The organism is Streptomyces carminius, assembly GCF_002794255.1.
GTDB classification, from domain to species: domain Bacteria; phylum Actinomycetota; class Actinomycetes; order Streptomycetales; family Streptomycetaceae; genus Streptomyces; species Streptomyces carminius.
Genome location: NZ_PGGW01000071.1, coordinates 169,083 through 182,896 on the forward strand (window position 1 = coordinate 169,083; position 13,814 = coordinate 182,896).

Below are 13,814 nucleotides of genomic sequence, written 5' to 3' on the forward strand. Positions count from 1 at the left end.
AAAACCCGCGTACGGAGAGCGCCTGACCACGAGTCAGGCGCTCTTCGGCACCGGGGCCCGGCGGCCGTCCCAGCACTCAGGCCGGGGTGAACTCACCGTCCAGGAGGCCACGGACGAAGGCCGAGAACTCACCAGGGGTGGAGACCAGTACCGGGCCGTCCGGGTCCTTGCTGTCACGCACCGCCACCACAGCACCGAGGAACGCGACCTCGACGCACTGGCCGTCACCACTGCTGTGGCTGCTCTTCCTCCACTCGGCTCGTGCGAGGCCTATCTGCTCCGTCATAGCGACTCTTCTCTCACTTGGTCTCTTGCGCCAATGTGGTGATCAGGTCTGCCGAGTCACCAGGGCTCAGGGCCAGGGCGCGCAGATGGTCGAAGATCTGGCTGTACCGCCGGATGTCCTCGTCGGCTTCGAGGAACAGATCACCGGCCATGCTGTCGATGTAGACGAGCATCGGGTCCTCCGGGTCCGGGAAGTCCATCACGACGAAACTGCCGGGCATTCCCGGATGCGCACCGCTCCCGAAAGGGATGACCTGGAGGGTCACACAGGGCTCGGCAGCGATGTCGGCCAGGTGGTTCAACTGGTCCGCCATGACTCCGGGGCCGCCGACCACGCGCCTCAGTGCCGCCTCGTCGACGATGGCCCACAGCTCAAGCGAGGGATCCCTGGAGAAGACGACCTGACGCTCGACACGTGCCTGTACCCGTTGACCCACCTCCTTGGCGCTGGCCGCCGGGAGAACGCCCCGGACTACAGCCCTGGCGTAGTCCTCCGTCTGGAGGAGGCCGGGGACGAACAACGACTCGTAGTTGCGCACACTCCGGGCCTCGGCCTCGAAGCTGATGTATCCGACGTACTCGTCGGGCAGGTCAGCGTGGTACGGCCTGAGCCATCCCTGTTCGTCCGCCTGGCTTGAGAGCGTCAGGATCGCTTCGCGTTTCGCCTCCTCGACACCGTACGTATCGAGAAGGGCGGTCAGGGTGCGGCGCTGCGGTCGGCCTTTCCCTGTCTCCAGCCGGTACAGGGTGGCTTCGTTGACGGCTGTCCTGGCCGTGACTTCTTCCCTGGTCAGGCCGCTTCCGCTGCGCAGACGGCGCATCTCCCGCGCAAGTCTGCGAAGACGAGCTGTCGGCATCTGCCGCTTCGGAGGCATCCACCTCGTCCCTTCTTTGCATGGCTCGTCGGGGCGAGTGTGGCCGACTGCCGCCTTGCCGGGCAACCCGAACAGCACATGCGTTCAATGCATATGCATACCTTGCATTCTACTGGTGTGCACGTGCATCCTGAGCGCACACAAGGCGGGCACACACCGTCCTGACCCGGAAACACCGTGTGAGGGCGGATGCCTTCAAGCAGCGGGAGCCGCCCGTCGAACGCGTGAGATGTGCCCGCCGGGCCGCTGCTCCGGGCAGCGCGACGAGACCGGCCCCCGAAGGGCCGCAGAAAGGAGCGCGAACTGTGAAACCCCTGATCTACGGCTATATGAGGATCGAGCCGCATCAGGAAGACGACACCATCAAGCACTTGGAAGAGAGCCTGCACGGCTTCGCCGATCGCGGCGGCTACGAGCTGGCCAAGGTCTTCCAGGAAGAGGTATCCGGTTCGCACATCGCATTCGACGAACTGCTCCTGGAACTGCTCAACCACCGCGCACGCCAGGTCGTGGTACCGAACCTCAGTCATCTGTCGGTGAGTCCGCTGCTACGAGCGATCATGCTCAGTCAGCTTTCCAGGAGGACGGGCGCCCACCTCCACGAAGCCGGTGCACCGTGACGGCCGCCGCGATGACGGATCGAACGGGGCCGGAGCGCCCCGTTCCGGGCCGCCCTTATCCGTCCTCTCGTGTGTACGCCTACGACGAGTTGTCGCTCGTTGCGACGAAGTCGGCGGCCGGCTGGTCACGCGAGTTCGTGAAGAAGGTACTCATCAGATGGAAGGCTCACCAGATCGTTGACGACGCACTCCTGGTGGTCTCAGAACTGGTGACCAACGCTGTCGAAGCCACCAGGGAGCGGGAGAAGGCAGAGGGCTGGACACGCGCCGGGGACATCAGACTCATCGGCGTGCGCGTCCTGGGGCTCCGTTCAACCGTGATCATCGAGGTCTGGGACACCTCGGCGGAGCATCCCGTGCCGCAGGAAGACGACCTCGACACGGAGCACGGACGCGGTCTGACGCTCGTCGAGAACCTGACGTATCGATGGGGCACCGACCCCGCACCGCGGGGAAAGGTGGTATGGGGCGAGATGCACGTCCTGCCGCACCGCCACAGAATCAAGGAGCCGACCCGCCCACCGGCCAAGGCCCTGGACGCCGAGTTTCTCCAACGGCTCATCGACGGGCTCGAACAGCTGTAACCACAAAACGCCGACCTCGCCCCTGCCCCCGTATCCATGGAGCAGGGGCCCAGCTCAGCGACCGAAGACGCTCTCAAACCGCACGGCCGGAGGTCGGACAGTTCGAGTGTGATGTCGCTGCCGGACTTACCAGTGGTCCTCACCCAGTGGGGGCTCAACACCGTACTGCGCTACGCGCGTACCACCGTCTGGCAGGGCATTCTGTCAACTACTCGCGGCGCGAGGGTTTCGAGGTCGGCGGTGGAGCGATGGCGTGAGGCGGCCTGGACGTCGATGAGGTCGCGAACGGTGCCGCGGTCGGCGAGGGCGCGGACCTTGGTGCCGATCACGTCGTCGAGGGAGAGGACGGGGCCGTAGGGGGTCTGGGCGGGCGGTGCCCAGAACGGCTCCTTGAGGACGTCGACCTCGCACTCCTCGCCGTTCTCCGGGTCGGTGACGAGGAACCGGCCGCTGAGCGGGTCGGTCCGGACATACGTTGTCCGCCATCCGCGCGCGATGAGGCCCGCGGTGAGCGAGGTGACGATCTCGTCCATCGGAGCGGGGTTCTCGGTGGCGACGTCGAGGTCGCGGCTGAAGCGTTCGACCAGGCCGTGGGCCTGTACCGCGTATCCGCCGGTGAGGACCAGCGGGTAGGGGGAGCCGAGGTCGATGATGTCGGCGAGGAGGCGCCGGTGGAGCGGGGTGAGCTTCACGCGGCGGTCGCGGCGGTCGTGTCGGCCGGGGCGGTGCGGGGCAGCTCGGGGAAGGCGTCCTCCCAGACCTCGCGGATGTACGGGCTGACCAGGCGGCGCAGAACGGGCCACTGCTCGGTGAGCAGCCGGTGGTGGAGGAATGCCTCCAGGTCCTCGCGCAGGCCCTCCGCGAGGACGGTCCGATAGAGCGTCATACGGGACTTCGGACGGTCCAGGCTGTAGCTCGTGCGCCCGGACCAGGCGATGTGGAGCGGCAGATCGACGGTGCCCTCGGCGGGGCCGGCCAGCTCCCGCAGGCGCTCCGGCAGCCGGTTGCGGTAGCGGTCCCGCAGCACCTCGGCGCGCGGGGCGGTGGTCATCGGGTCCATGCGTCCAGTATCGCCGGTGGCGGGCGGCGGCACGACGGATACGGAATTCCGGCGCAGTCCGCCCCGACCGGTGCGACCCGGCGCTCGTGACCGCTCTCTCCGACCACGGGAAGGCCGTCCACCACCCGTCCGGCGGCAAGGCCGTCCGCGCGGTACTCACGTCCCCGGCCGCCGGGTGCGCGTCTGCGTCAACTGAAGCGCCCCGGCGCGGCGGGGAACGCCGGGCGGTGCCCGCGTGAGGTCCGCGGTGAACGGCGCCCGAGCGGGCATGCTGGATCTCTGACGTGCCGTCGGCCACAGGGAGACGCCAGTGCTGTTCGAGGTGTGGGCACCGGACGCGCGCGAGGTCGCGCTGCACACGGGGGGCGAGGAGTTCCCCATGGCGCGCGATCCGGAGCGCGCCGGGTGGTGGCGGGCCGAGGCGTCCGCCGGGCACGGGACCCGCTACGGCTTCTCGCTCGACGGCGGGCCCGTCCTGCCCGATCCCCGCGCCCGGCGGCTGCCGGACGGGCCCGACGGCCCGGCCGCGGTGGTGGACACCGGGGCGTACTCCTGGCGCCACGAGTGGGCCGGGCGGGACCTGGCGGGCGCGGTGCTGTACGAGCTGCACGTCGGCACCTTCACCGAGGCGGGCACCTTCGAGGCGGCGGCCGGGCGGCTGGGCCACCTGGCCGGCCTGGGCGTCACCCATGTCGAGCTGATGCCGGTCAACTCCTTCCCCGGCACCCACGGCTGGGGCTACGACGGGGTGGCGCCGTGGGCGGTGCACGAGCCCTACGGCGGGCCCGACGGCCTCAAGCGCTTCGTGGACGCCGCGCACGCGCACGGCCTGGGCGTCGTCCTGGACGTGGTGCACAACCATCTGGGCCCCTCGGGCAACCGGCTGCCGGAGTTCGGCCCGTACTTCACCGACCGCCACCACACCCCGTGGGGCTCGGCGGTCAACCTGGACGCGCCCGGCTCGGACGAGGTGCGGGCGTACTTCATCGGCAGCGCGCTGGCCTTCCTGCGCGACTACCGGCTGGACGGGCTGCGCCTGGACGCGGTGCACGCGCTGGTGGACGACCGCGCCGAGCACTTCCTGGCCGAGCTGTCGGCGGCCGTGGACGCGCTCGCGGACGAGCTGGGCCGCCCGCTGTTCCTGGTCGCCGAGTCCGACCGGAACGACCCGCGCACCACCGCGCCGCGCGCCGCCAACGGGCTGGGGCTCCACGCCCAGTGGAACGACGACCTCCACCACGCCCTGCACACCGCGCTGACCGGCGAGGCCCAGGGCTACTACGCCGACTTCGCCCGCGCCCCGCTGGCGGCCCTGGCCAAGACGCTGACCGGGGTGTTCTTCCACGACGGCACGTACTCGTCCTTCCGGGGCCGCCGCCACGGCCGCCCGGTGGACCGTACGGCCGCCGAGACCCGCCGCTTCCTGGCCTACGCCCAGACCCACGACCAGGTGGGCAACCGGGCCCGGGGCGACCGGCTCGCCGCCCACCTCTCCCCCGGTCTCGCGGCCTGCGCGGCGGCGCTGGTGCTGTGCGGGCCGTACACGCCGATGCTGTTCATGGGCGAGGAGTGGGGGGCGCGCACCCCCTGGCAGTACTTCACCGACCATCCCGACCCCGAGCTGGCGGAAGCGGTACGGCGCGGGCGGCGGCGGGAGTTCGCCGCGCACGGCTGGGCCGAGGAGGACGTGCCCGACCCGCAGGACCCGGCCACCCGGCTGCGGTCCTGTCTGGACTGGGACGAGCCGCGCCGCGAGCCGCACGCCGCCCTGCTGGCCTGGCACCGGGCGCTGATCGCGCTGCGCCGCGCCCACGTCTCGCCCCGTACGGTACCGGCCGACGTGCACGTCTCCTTCGACGAGGAGCGGCGCTGGCTGTACCTGCGCCACGGCGGGCTGCACCTGGCGGTGCACCTGGCCGCCGAGGGCACGGCCGAGATCCCCCTGACGGTGCACACCGCCGACGAACTGGCCTCCTGGGGGGTGTGCGAGCCCCCGCGGGGCGACGGCCTGCTGCGACTGGGCCCGCACTCGGCGGCGGTGCTGCGGTAGACACGCTCCCGCGTGGATGTTCTGGGCCGCCCAGGGCCCACCGGAGCCCGGCGGCGGTCCTCGTGTCACGGGCCGGGGGCGTACCGACAGCACCGGAGACGCGCTCCGGACGGCGGCACACGGCCGCGCGGCCGGCCAGACGGTGCGGCCCGCCCACGCTCCGGACACGGCAGGCACAGCAGCCGGCCGAACGGGCCGCCCGCAGCGCCGACAGGGGTCGCGGTGGGCCGGCGCGGGCGCCGGGACGCGCGCTCCGGTCCGGGCTCCCCCGGCAGGCCGGAATCCGGCCGTGCCCGGGCCGGCCTCACGGGCCGGAGTTCTCCTCCGGCACCAGCCGCAGGGAGATGGAGTTGATGCAGTAGCGCTCGTCGGTCGGGGTGGGATATCCCTCGCCGCGGAAGACGTGGCCCAGGTGGGAGCCGCAGCGGGCGCAGCGGACCTCGGTGCGGGCCATGCCGTGGGAGCGGTCCTCGCGCAGTTCGACGGCCGAGGAGTCCGCCGGGTCGAAGAAGCTGGGCCAGCCGCAGTGGGACTCGAACTTGGTGTCCGAGCGGAAGAGCTCGGTCCCGCAGGCCCGGCACTGGTAGACCCCGGTGGCCTTGGTGTCGGTGTACTCGCCGGTGAAGGCGGGCTCGGTGCCCGCCTCGCGCAGCACGTGGTACTCAGCGGGGCTCAGCTCCTGCCGCCACTGCTCCTCGGTCCTGTCGATCTCGTACGCCATGGGGGTGCCTCCTGTCACTTCGCCAGCCGGTCGAGGAGGGCCGGGCCGAGTTCGGTGACGTCGCCGGCCCCCATCGTCAGAACGAGGTCACCGGGCTCCGTCATTCCGGCGAGCGCCGCCACGGCCCGCTCCGGGTCGGACTCGGCCCGCACGGCGGCGCCCGCCGCGCGGGCGGCGTCCACGACGAGGGCGCTGGTGACGCCCGGGACGGGGTCCTCGCGGGCGGGGTAGATCTCCAGGACGACCGAGGAGTCGGCCAGGGCCAGGGCCCGGCCCATCTCGGCGCCCAGTTCCCGGGTGCGGCTGAACAGGTGGGGCTGGAAGAGCACCAGCACCCGGCCGTCCTCAGCCGCGTCCCGGACGGCCTCCAGGTCGGCGGCCATCTCGGTGGGGTGGTGGGCGTAGGAGTCGATGACCCGCACGCCGCGCGCCTCGCCCTTGGGCTGGAGGCGGCGGCTGACGCCGGTGTACGAGGTGAGGGCGGCGGCCAGCCGGTCGGCCGGGACGCCCAGGGCCGCTCCGGCGGCGAGCGCCGCGACGGCGTTGTGGGCGTAGTGGCGGCCGGGGACGGAGACGGTGAAGGTGAGCTCCACCCCCTCGTGCCGGACGGTGACCTCGCTGGTCAGGCCGCGGGGGACGGTCTTGAGGACCCGCGCGTCGGCGTCGGCCGCCTCGCCGTAGGTGACGATCCGCGGCTCGCCGGGGGCCTTGCGGGCGCGGAGGCGGGCGGTCAGCTCGCGGGCGCCCTCGTGGTCGGCGGAGACCACCAGGGTGCCGCCGGGGCGGAGGCGGTCGGCGAAGGTCTCGAAGGACTCGTGGATCTCCGCCAGGGAGGCGTAGTTGGCGTGGTGGTCCAGCTCCACGTTGAGAACGATCGCCACCTCGGGGGCGTACTTGTGGAAGCTGCGGTCGCTCTCGTCGGCCTCGGCGACGAAGATCTCCCCCTCGCCGTGGTGGGCGTTGGTGCCGGGGCCGTCGAGGTCGCCGCCGATCGCGTACGAGGGGTCCAGGCCCATCGTGCGCAGGGCGACCGCGAGCATCGAGGTGGTGGTCGTCTTACCGTGGGTGCCGGCGACGGCGAGGGGGCGCAGGCCGTCCATCAGGGCGGCCAGCGCGTCGGAGCGGTGCACCACCTCGATGCCGCGCTCACGGGCGGCGGCCAGCTCGGGGTTGTCCTCGCGGATGGCGCTGGAGACGACGACGGCGGTGGCGTCGACGGCCAGGTGTCCGGCGGCGTGGCCGATGTGGACCCTCACTCCGAGGGCGCGCAGCGCGCCGGCGGTGGCGGACTCCCTGGCGTCGCTTCCGGCGACCCGGGCGCCGCGCCGGGCGAGGATCTTCGCGATGCCGGACATTCCGGCGCCGCCGATGCCGATGAAGTGGGGTCGCTCCAGCACGGGCGGCAGACCGGGTGCCATGCGGTGTCCTTTCGGGCCCGGGTGTCCGGGAGGTGTTCTTCCGGGGGCCGGGGTGTCCCCGGCCCGAACCTCCCGCGGAGACCCGGGAGTGCTCCCGGAACCCGGTGCCGCGCCCCGCAGGCATACGTGTTCCACGGATCACGGCACGCCGGCACCCACCGGAGGCTCGCGTTACCACCCTATGCGAGGGCCGGGGGTGTCCTCAGCCCACGCGCCCGGCGCACCGCCCCCGGCTCCGCGCCCTCGGTGGCTCCCGGCCGCTCCCGGCCGCTCCCGGCCGGGACCCCGGCGCGGCGGCTGGCATCGCCGGGGCGGCCGGACCCGCCGCGACGGCCCGCGGGGCACGGGGCGCGAGGCGGGACCGGAACACTCCCCGGCACCGCGCGGGGAGACGGGAACCCGCCCGGCACCGCGGCCGCGGACGGTGCGGCGGGCGGGAATCGCCGCCCCGGCGGGGCGGCGGGGTGTCAGTCGTTGTGGGCGAACAGCTTGAGCACCGGGACACCGACCCGGTGGCGGGCCCGGGAGGCCCAGTCACGGTGGAAGAACTCCTCGACCAGATGGGGCGCGGTCAGGACGATCACCTCGTCCGCCCGGGTTTCGCGGACCACGGAGGTGAGCAGATCGATCGGGTGGTTCCTGACGATCTGCCCCACGGCGTCCGCCCCCGCGGCGCGCAGCGCCTCCAGCGAGTGCTCCAGGGAGCGCTCGGCCGGGGAGACCGGCCCGTCCTCCGCCGTCGTCTCCTCCTCCCCGGCGGCCTCGCGCACGGCCTCGTCCAGCTCGCCGAGCGCCACGTCGTCCAGGGCGCGCAGCAGCCGGTCCTGGTCGCCGCGCGGCTGCATCAGCACCACGAAGGAGACCGGCTCCTCCCCGTGGAGGGTGGTGACGAGCTCCACGTCCGCGGGCACCAGCGGCTTCTCGATCATCAATACGCTCGTGAACACTGCGGGCGCCCTTCCTCCTGGCGGGTCCGGTGACCCGTGCGAAACCATCCCGTCCCGCGTCGTGCGGGGACCGTGCATTTCACTCTGCGTATCTCATTCTGTGCATGTCACACCTTCCGGTACGGATTCCCGGTATCGGCGGATCATTCCTGTCGTCCCGTCATGGTGCCGACCCTGCCGTAGCGGGTGAAGAGGAACCCCTCCTCCTCCAGCAGGGACAGCAGCTCGTACGCCAGCGGCACCTCGGGACCGGGGACACCGGGGCCGCCGGCGATCCGCCCGGCGTCCCCGGCGGCGAGCCGCGGCGAGAGGGTCAGACACAGCTCGTCCAGCACGCCCGCCGCCGCGAACTGCCCCAGCAGCCGCGGCCCGCCCTCGGTGAGCAGCCGGGTCAGGCCCCGCTCCGCCAGCACCCCCGGCACCCGCGCCGGGTCCACCGCGGCGCCCTCCCCCGCGTGCAGCACCACGGCGCCCGCCCGCCGCGCCGCCGCCTGCCGTCCGGCCGGGGCGTCCGCGCCGGTGATCACCAGGGTGGGCACCAACGGCCCGGTGAACAGCGGCAGGGAGAAGTCCAGTTCCAGTCCGGCGCTGACGACCGCGACCGCCGGGGCCGGCCCCTGTCCGGCCGCCGCGCGCCGGGCGGCGAACGCCTCGCGGGCGCGGGCGGGCCGGTAGCCCTCCTGCCGTACCGTTTCAGCACCGACGACCACCACGTCCGCCAGCCCCCGCAGCACCCCGAAGACCCGCATGTCGGCGTCCGAGGAGAGCGGTTGCGAGCGCCCCCGGTGGTGGGCGGCGCCGTCGAGCGAGGAGACCATGTTGCCGCGCAGCCAGGGCACCGGCCGGTCCGGCCCGCCCGGCCCCGCGGCGGGCGGGTAGGCGTACGCGTCGGCCAGCTCGTCCAGGCTCCACCGGCCCTCGGCGGCACCGGCGCCCGGGGACCGGGGACCGGCCGCGGGGGAGCCGGGGGAGGCGTCGGGCAGGGGCGCCGGAACAGGGAACAGACGTCGCATACCGCGCAGTGTGGCACGGCTCACGGACGCGCTTCGCACCTCGCCACGCCCCGTAGAGTGGGTAGGGTGCCGTCCTCCACCGCCTCGATACGCCCGACGACCGACGAGACCGCCCCGCTGTCCCTGTGCGACCGCCGCCCGCACGTCCCGGCCGAGCGGCTGGTGGCGGAGCTGGTCCCGCCGCCGCGCTTCGACTCGGTGCGCTTCGGCAACTACCACCCGGACCCGGAGCAGCCCGGCCAGGCCGAGGCGGTACGGGTCCTGAGCGGGTTCGCGGCCGGGATCGGCGACCCGGCGGCGGACGGCGACGGAGGCGGCATACGCCGCTGGTTCCGCCGGGGAGGCGGCCGGCCCGCCCGGCCGTCCGGTCCCCGCGGGGTCTACCTCGACGGCGGCTACGGCGTCGGCAAGACCCATCTGCTGGCCTCCCTGTGGCACGCGACCGACGCGCCGCCCGAGCGCAAGGCGTTCGGCACCTTCGTGGAGCTGACCAACCTGGTGGGCGCGCTCGGCTTCCAGCGGACGGTGGACACGCTCGGCGGGCACCGGCTGCTGTGCATCGACGAGTTCGAGCTGGACGACCCGGGCGACACCGTCCTGGTCTCCACCCTGCTGGGCCGCCTGGTCGAGGCGGGCGTGGCGCTGGCCGCCACCTCCAACACCCTGCCGGGCAGGCTCGGCGAGGGCCGCTTCGCCGCCGCCGACTTCCTGCGCGAGATACAGGGGCTGGCCGCGCACTTCCACGCGCTGCGCATCGACGGCGAGGACTACCGGCACCGCGGCCTGCCCGAGGCCCCGCCGCCCGCCGACGAGGCGACGGTGACCGGCGTCGCGCACCGCACCCCCGGTACCTCCCTCGACCACTTCCCCTCCCTCCTGGAGCACCTCGCCCAGGTCCACCCCAGCCGCTACGGTGCGCTGTGCGACGGGCTGCGGGCCGTCTGTCTGACGGATGTCCGCCCGGTGCCGGACCAGTCCACCGCACTGCGCCTGGTCGTCCTCGCCGACCGGCTCTACGACCGCGAGGTGCCGGTACTGGCCTCCGGGGTGCCCTTCGACCGGCTCTTCGGCGAGGACATGCTGAGGGGCGGCTACCGCAAGAAGTACTTCCGCGCGATCTCCCGGCTCACCGCGCTCGCCCGCGACGCCCGGCGGCTGACCGGGGAGCCCACGGACGGGACCGCCGGGACCGACAGGACCGCCGGGGCGGACGGCAGCGGTCACGGGCGCGGGGACGAGGACCGGGCTCCGGAGTCCGGGACCGCCTGACGGACCCCGTTCGGCCCGCGTACGGCGGCCCGGCCGCCCCCGGGTGGACCGCCCCGCCGTACGCCGGACGGGTCGCGCCGGACACCGCCCCGGCCGCGCCCGGCCCGGCCCGGGCGTACCGCGTGTTACACACGTCCCGGTCTCAGCCCGTCCGCCGCAGGGAGCCGGAGCCGCCCATGTCAGCAACCCGCCGCCAGGTCCTGGGGGGCCTGTTGACCGGAACCGGCGCCGTGGGGGCGGGCATCGCCCTCACCGGCGCCGTCACCGAACTGCTCACCGGCCCCGCCGCCGCGCGGCTCGCCGCCGGCCGGACCGGTCACGGCCCGCTGGTCCCCGACCCCGCCGGCCTGCTCGACCTGCCGCCCGGCTTCCGCTACCGGGTGCTGTCGCGCCAGGGCGAGCCGATGCTCTCCGGCCAGGGACCGGTGCCCGGCCACCACGACGGCATGGCCGCCCTGCCCGGTGCGCGCCCCGGGCGGCTGTGGCTGGTCCGCAACCACGAGAACAAGCCGGACGACACCCCGGTCCCGGTCCCCCCGGTGCCCGGCCTGGTGTACGACCCGGGTGCCACGGGCGGCTGCACCGTCCTGGAGGTCGCCCGGGACCGCGCCCCGCACGGGGCGCCGCCCGCGGAGCGGGTGCTCTCCGAACGGGTCGGCCTGGCGGGCACGGCCGTGAACTGCGCGGGCGGTCCCACTCCCTGGGGAAGCTGGCTGACCTGCGAGGAGAACGAGGACCGGGCGGGGACCAACGGCTACGAACGGGACCACGGCTTCGTCTTCGAGGTGGATCCCGGCCCCGGCCGGCGCACCGTCCCCGAGCCGCTCACCGCGCTGGGCCGCTTCCAGCACGAGGCCGTCGCCGTCGACCCGCGCACCGGGGCCGTCTACGAGACCGAGGACGCCTTCGACCCGCCCTACGGCCTGTTCTACCGCTTCCTGCCCCGCCGCCCCCGGGGCGGCTTCGGCTCGCTGCGCGCGGGCGGGGAGCTCCAGGCCCTGCGGGTGCGCGGTGTACCGGACCTGTCGGCCGTCCGGGAGCCCGGTACCGTCCTGGAGCACGTCGAGTGGGTGCCGGTGCCCGACCCCCTGGCCCGCCGCACCCCCGTCCGGCTGCAGGACTTCGGCCGGGCGGGCGTCACCCGCGGCCAGAAGCTGGAGGGCTGCTACTGGGCCGGGAACTCGGTGTACTTCGTCTCCAGCTACGCACGGGCCCTGGAGGGCTCGGCCGCCGACCACTGCGGCCAGGTGTGGCGGTACGACCCGGCCCGCCGCCGGCTGACCCTGGTGGTGGTCTTCGGCCCGGACACCGGCACCGACCTGCCCGGCGAGTCGCCGGACAACATCTGCCTCGCCCCCGGCGGCGGCCTGCTGGTGTGCGAGGACGGCGGCGGCGCCCAGTACGTTCACGGCCTGACCCGGCACGGCCGGGTGTACGCCCTGGCGCGCAACGCGCAGAACACCGGCACCGCCGAGCGGCCGGAGTACGGCGAGTTCGCGGGCGTCACCTTCGCCCCCGACGGCCGCACCATGTACGTCAACTGCTACGAGCCGGGCACCACGTTCGCCGTCACCGGGCCGTGGCGGCACTGACCGCCGCCGTCCCCCGGCCGGTGCCCGGTCACCCCGGCCGGGGGCGGCGGTAGCCCGACGGGAGCAGCGTGCCGCGCGGACGGACCGGAACGCCGTTATGTTCCGATATGTTCCGTTCATGCCGATCACGACCGTCTCCGTGCGCCGTGCCGCCACCGCCCTGACCGCCCTCGTCCTGGCCACCACCGCGGTGGCGGGCTGCGGCGCACCGGACGACGGCCGCGGCCGGGCCGCGCCCTCCCCCGGCGCGGCGGACACCACCCCGGACACCGACCCGGACACCGACCCGGACACCGACCAGCCGGATTCCCGGCCCTCCGCCTCCCGCTCCGCGGGCACCGCCACCCCGGCCCCCGGCGGATACCTCACCCTGCCGCTGTCCGCCAGCGGCCGCGTCCCCGTCCTCCGGCACGGGCCGCGGTACTCGGAGGGCGGGAAGGGAGCGGCGGGCCCCGGCGGCACGGCGGGCCGGACGTCCGGGGACCGGGTGGTGGCGCTGACCTTCGACGCCGCCCTGTCACCCGAGGACGCGAAACGCGCGGCCGAGGACGGCGTCCGCCACGACAACCCGGCACTGTTCACCGCCCTGCGCCGTGCGAAGGCCCCCGCCACCGTCTTCATGACCGGGGTGTGGGCCCGCACCCACCGGGACCGGGCCCGCGCCATCGGCCGCGACCGGCTGTTCGAGGTCGGCAGCCTCTCCCTCTCCCACCACGCCTTCACCCCCGACTGCGCGGACCTGCCCGCCCTGGCCCCGGACCGGCACCTGGCGGAGGTGCGCGAGGGGCTGAAGGAGATCCGCGCGGCGGGCGTGGCGCGGCCCACCCCGTACTTCCGCTTTCCCGGCGGCTGCCACGACGACCGGTCCCGGCGGGCCGTCGCACCGGCCGGGGTGACCGCGGTGGCGGGGGACGTGGACGCGGCGGACACCGGCGCGTCCGATCCGGAGGAGCTCGCCGGGCGGGTACTGAAGAAGATCAGGCCGGGTTCGGTGGTGATCCTGCGCTGGGACCGCGAGCGGGCACCGGCCACCGCCGCGGCGGTCGGCCGCCTGGTCCCGGAACTGCGCGGGCGCGGCTACCGCCTCGTCCACGTCTCGGAACTCGTCGCGGCGGCCATGGGCCGGGCGCCCGCCCCGTCCCCCGCCTCGTCCCGCTGAGCCCCCGGCCCGTCCGCCCGGCCCGTCCGCCCGGCGGCGGGCTCAGCCGGAGCAGGCGACCCGCTCGGCCTCCTGCCAGCCGCACACCGGACACAGCGTGGCGCCGGGCGTGCTCGCCGGATACTCGGTGGGCTCGCCGCACCGCACACAGCGGGCGCGCTCCTCGCGCCCGGCGCCCTCGGCACGACCGGCGCGGTCCTCCGGTTCGTTCTCCATACCGA

At 74.1% G+C, this 13,814-nt stretch carries 14 protein-coding genes and 1 pseudogene; 6 read left to right on the top strand and 9 right to left on the bottom strand.

Features of this window, described 5'->3' with window-relative positions:
* Positions 1 to 76: 76 nt before the first annotated feature.
* Both CUT44_RS31885 and CUT44_RS31890 read right to left on the bottom strand, forming a co-directional pair.
* A complete protein-coding gene (locus CUT44_RS31885; RefSeq protein WP_100205480.1) occupies positions 77 to 286 on the bottom strand; it encodes a DUF397 domain-containing protein in 210 nt (69 codons plus the stop codon).
* Positions 287 to 299: 13 nt separating this feature from the next.
* Positions 300 to 1,160, bottom strand: a complete 861-nt coding sequence (locus tag CUT44_RS31890) for a helix-turn-helix domain-containing protein (RefSeq protein ID WP_100205481.1) — start codon at positions 1,158 to 1,160, stop codon at positions 300 to 302.
* Positions 1,161 to 1,465: 305 nt separating this feature from the next.
* On the opposite strand from CUT44_RS31890, the gene CUT44_RS31895 reads away from it, so the two are divergent.
* Both CUT44_RS31895 and CUT44_RS31900 read left to right on the top strand, forming a co-directional pair.
* The gene (locus CUT44_RS31895; protein WP_100205482.1) at positions 1,466 to 1,780 is read left to right on the top strand and encodes a recombinase family protein; all 315 of its coding nucleotides are present in this window, start codon (positions 1,466 to 1,468) and stop codon (positions 1,778 to 1,780) included.
* Between the two features lie 71 nt (positions 1,781 to 1,851).
* A complete protein-coding gene (locus tag CUT44_RS31900; RefSeq protein WP_146252336.1) occupies positions 1,852 to 2,364 on the top strand; it encodes an ATP-binding protein in 513 nt (170 codons plus the stop codon).
* A 212-nt stretch (positions 2,365 to 2,576) separates the two neighbouring features.
* Here the strand turns inward: CUT44_RS31900 and CUT44_RS31905 are convergent.
* Both CUT44_RS31905 and CUT44_RS31910 read right to left on the bottom strand, forming a co-directional pair.
* Positions 2,577 to 3,056: pseudogene (locus tag CUT44_RS31905) on the bottom strand (nucleotidyl transferase AbiEii/AbiGii toxin family protein); the annotation flags it as partial.
* Positions 3,053 to 3,424 (bottom strand): hypothetical protein, encoded by a 372-nt coding sequence (locus CUT44_RS31910; protein ID WP_100205485.1) that lies wholly within the window; start codon positions 3,422 to 3,424, stop codon positions 3,053 to 3,055. The gene CUT44_RS31910 and the pseudogene CUT44_RS31905, both read right to left, overlap by 4 nt.
* 310 nt (positions 3,425 to 3,734) lie before the next feature.
* Between CUT44_RS31910 and treZ the strand changes: the two genes are divergently transcribed.
* Positions 3,735 to 5,474: a malto-oligosyltrehalose trehalohydrolase gene (gene treZ / locus CUT44_RS31915; protein ID WP_100205486.1), complete on the top strand. Its 1,740-nt coding sequence runs from the start codon at positions 3,735 to 3,737 to the stop codon at positions 5,472 to 5,474.
* 304 nt (positions 5,475 to 5,778) lie between these two features.
* On the opposite strand, the gene msrB is transcribed toward treZ, so the two are convergent.
* The 4 genes from msrB to CUT44_RS31935 form a co-directional block, all read right to left on the bottom strand.
* Positions 5,779 to 6,195 carry a peptide-methionine (R)-S-oxide reductase MsrB gene (gene msrB, locus CUT44_RS31920; protein WP_100205487.1) on the bottom strand — a complete coding sequence of 139 codons (417 nt, stop codon included), beginning with the start codon at positions 6,193 to 6,195 and terminating at the stop codon, positions 5,779 to 5,781.
* 14 nt (positions 6,196 to 6,209) lie between these two features.
* Entirely contained in the window at positions 6,210 to 7,613 is a 1,404-nt protein-coding gene (gene murC / locus CUT44_RS31925; RefSeq protein WP_100205488.1) for a UDP-N-acetylmuramate--L-alanine ligase, read from the bottom strand.
* A gap of 467 nt (positions 7,614 to 8,080) precedes the next feature.
* On the bottom strand, positions 8,081 to 8,560 hold the full coding sequence (locus CUT44_RS31930; RefSeq protein WP_100205489.1) for an indole-3-glycerol phosphate synthase: 480 nt from the start codon (positions 8,558 to 8,560) through the stop codon (positions 8,081 to 8,083).
* A gap of 143 nt (positions 8,561 to 8,703) precedes the next feature.
* Positions 8,704 to 9,573, bottom strand: coding sequence for a dihydrofolate reductase family protein (locus CUT44_RS31935; protein WP_100205490.1), 870 nt, complete (start codon positions 9,571 to 9,573; stop codon positions 8,704 to 8,706).
* 66 nt (positions 9,574 to 9,639) lie between these two features.
* On the opposite strand from CUT44_RS31935, the gene zapE reads away from it, so the two are divergent.
* The 3 genes from zapE to CUT44_RS31950 all read left to right on the top strand — a co-directional run bounded on the left by zapE (position 9,640) and on the right by CUT44_RS31950 (position 13,593).
* Complete coding sequence (gene zapE / locus CUT44_RS31940; protein ID WP_100205491.1) at positions 9,640 to 10,842, top strand: cell division protein ZapE; 1,203 nt, start codon at positions 9,640 to 9,642, stop codon at positions 10,840 to 10,842.
* 176 nt (positions 10,843 to 11,018) lie between these two features.
* Positions 11,019 to 12,434, top strand: coding sequence for an alkaline phosphatase PhoX (locus tag CUT44_RS31945; protein ID WP_100205492.1), 1,416 nt, complete (start codon positions 11,019 to 11,021; stop codon positions 12,432 to 12,434).
* 118 nt (positions 12,435 to 12,552) lie between these two features.
* Positions 12,553 to 13,593 carry a polysaccharide deacetylase family protein gene (locus tag CUT44_RS31950; RefSeq protein WP_233221818.1) on the top strand — a complete coding sequence of 347 codons (1,041 nt, stop codon included), beginning with the start codon at positions 12,553 to 12,555 and terminating at the stop codon, positions 13,591 to 13,593.
* Between the two features lie 42 nt (positions 13,594 to 13,635).
* Here CUT44_RS31950 and CUT44_RS33695 read toward each other — a convergent pair whose 3' ends face one another.
* Positions 13,636 to 13,809, bottom strand: a complete 174-nt coding sequence (locus tag CUT44_RS33695; RefSeq protein WP_199185924.1) for a hypothetical protein — start codon at positions 13,807 to 13,809, stop codon at positions 13,636 to 13,638.
* Between the last annotated feature and the right edge of the window lie 5 nt (positions 13,810 to 13,814).

Bases quoted from the DNA above. Each gene is read 5' to 3' on its own strand.
- CUT44_RS31885 (WP_100205480.1), bottom strand. From the start codon at position 286: ATGACGGAGCAGATAGGCCTCGCACGAGCCGAGTGGAGGAAGAGCAGC.
- CUT44_RS31890 (WP_100205481.1), bottom strand. From the start codon at position 1,160: ATGCCTCCGAAGCGGCAGATGCCGACAGCTCGTCTTCGCAGACTTGCG.
- CUT44_RS31910 (WP_100205485.1), bottom strand. From the start codon at position 3,424: ATGGACCCGATGACCACCGCCCCGCGCGCCGAGGTGCTGCGGGACCGC.
- msrB (WP_100205487.1), bottom strand. From the start codon at position 6,195: ATGGCGTACGAGATCGACAGGACCGAGGAGCAGTGGCGGCAGGAGCTG.
- murC (WP_100205488.1), bottom strand. From the start codon at position 7,613: ATGGCACCCGGTCTGCCGCCCGTGCTGGAGCGACCCCACTTCATCGGC.
- CUT44_RS31935 (WP_100205490.1), bottom strand. From the start codon at position 9,573: ATGCGACGTCTGTTCCCTGTTCCGGCGCCCCTGCCCGACGCCTCCCCC.
- CUT44_RS31945 (WP_100205492.1), top strand. From the start codon at position 11,019: ATGTCAGCAACCCGCCGCCAGGTCCTGGGGGGCCTGTTGACCGGAACC.
- CUT44_RS31950 (WP_233221818.1), top strand. From the start codon at position 12,553: ATGCCGATCACGACCGTCTCCGTGCGCCGTGCCGCCACCGCCCTGACC.
- CUT44_RS33695 (WP_199185924.1), bottom strand. From the start codon at position 13,809: ATGGAGAACGAACCGGAGGACCGCGCCGGTCGTGCCGAGGGCGCCGGG.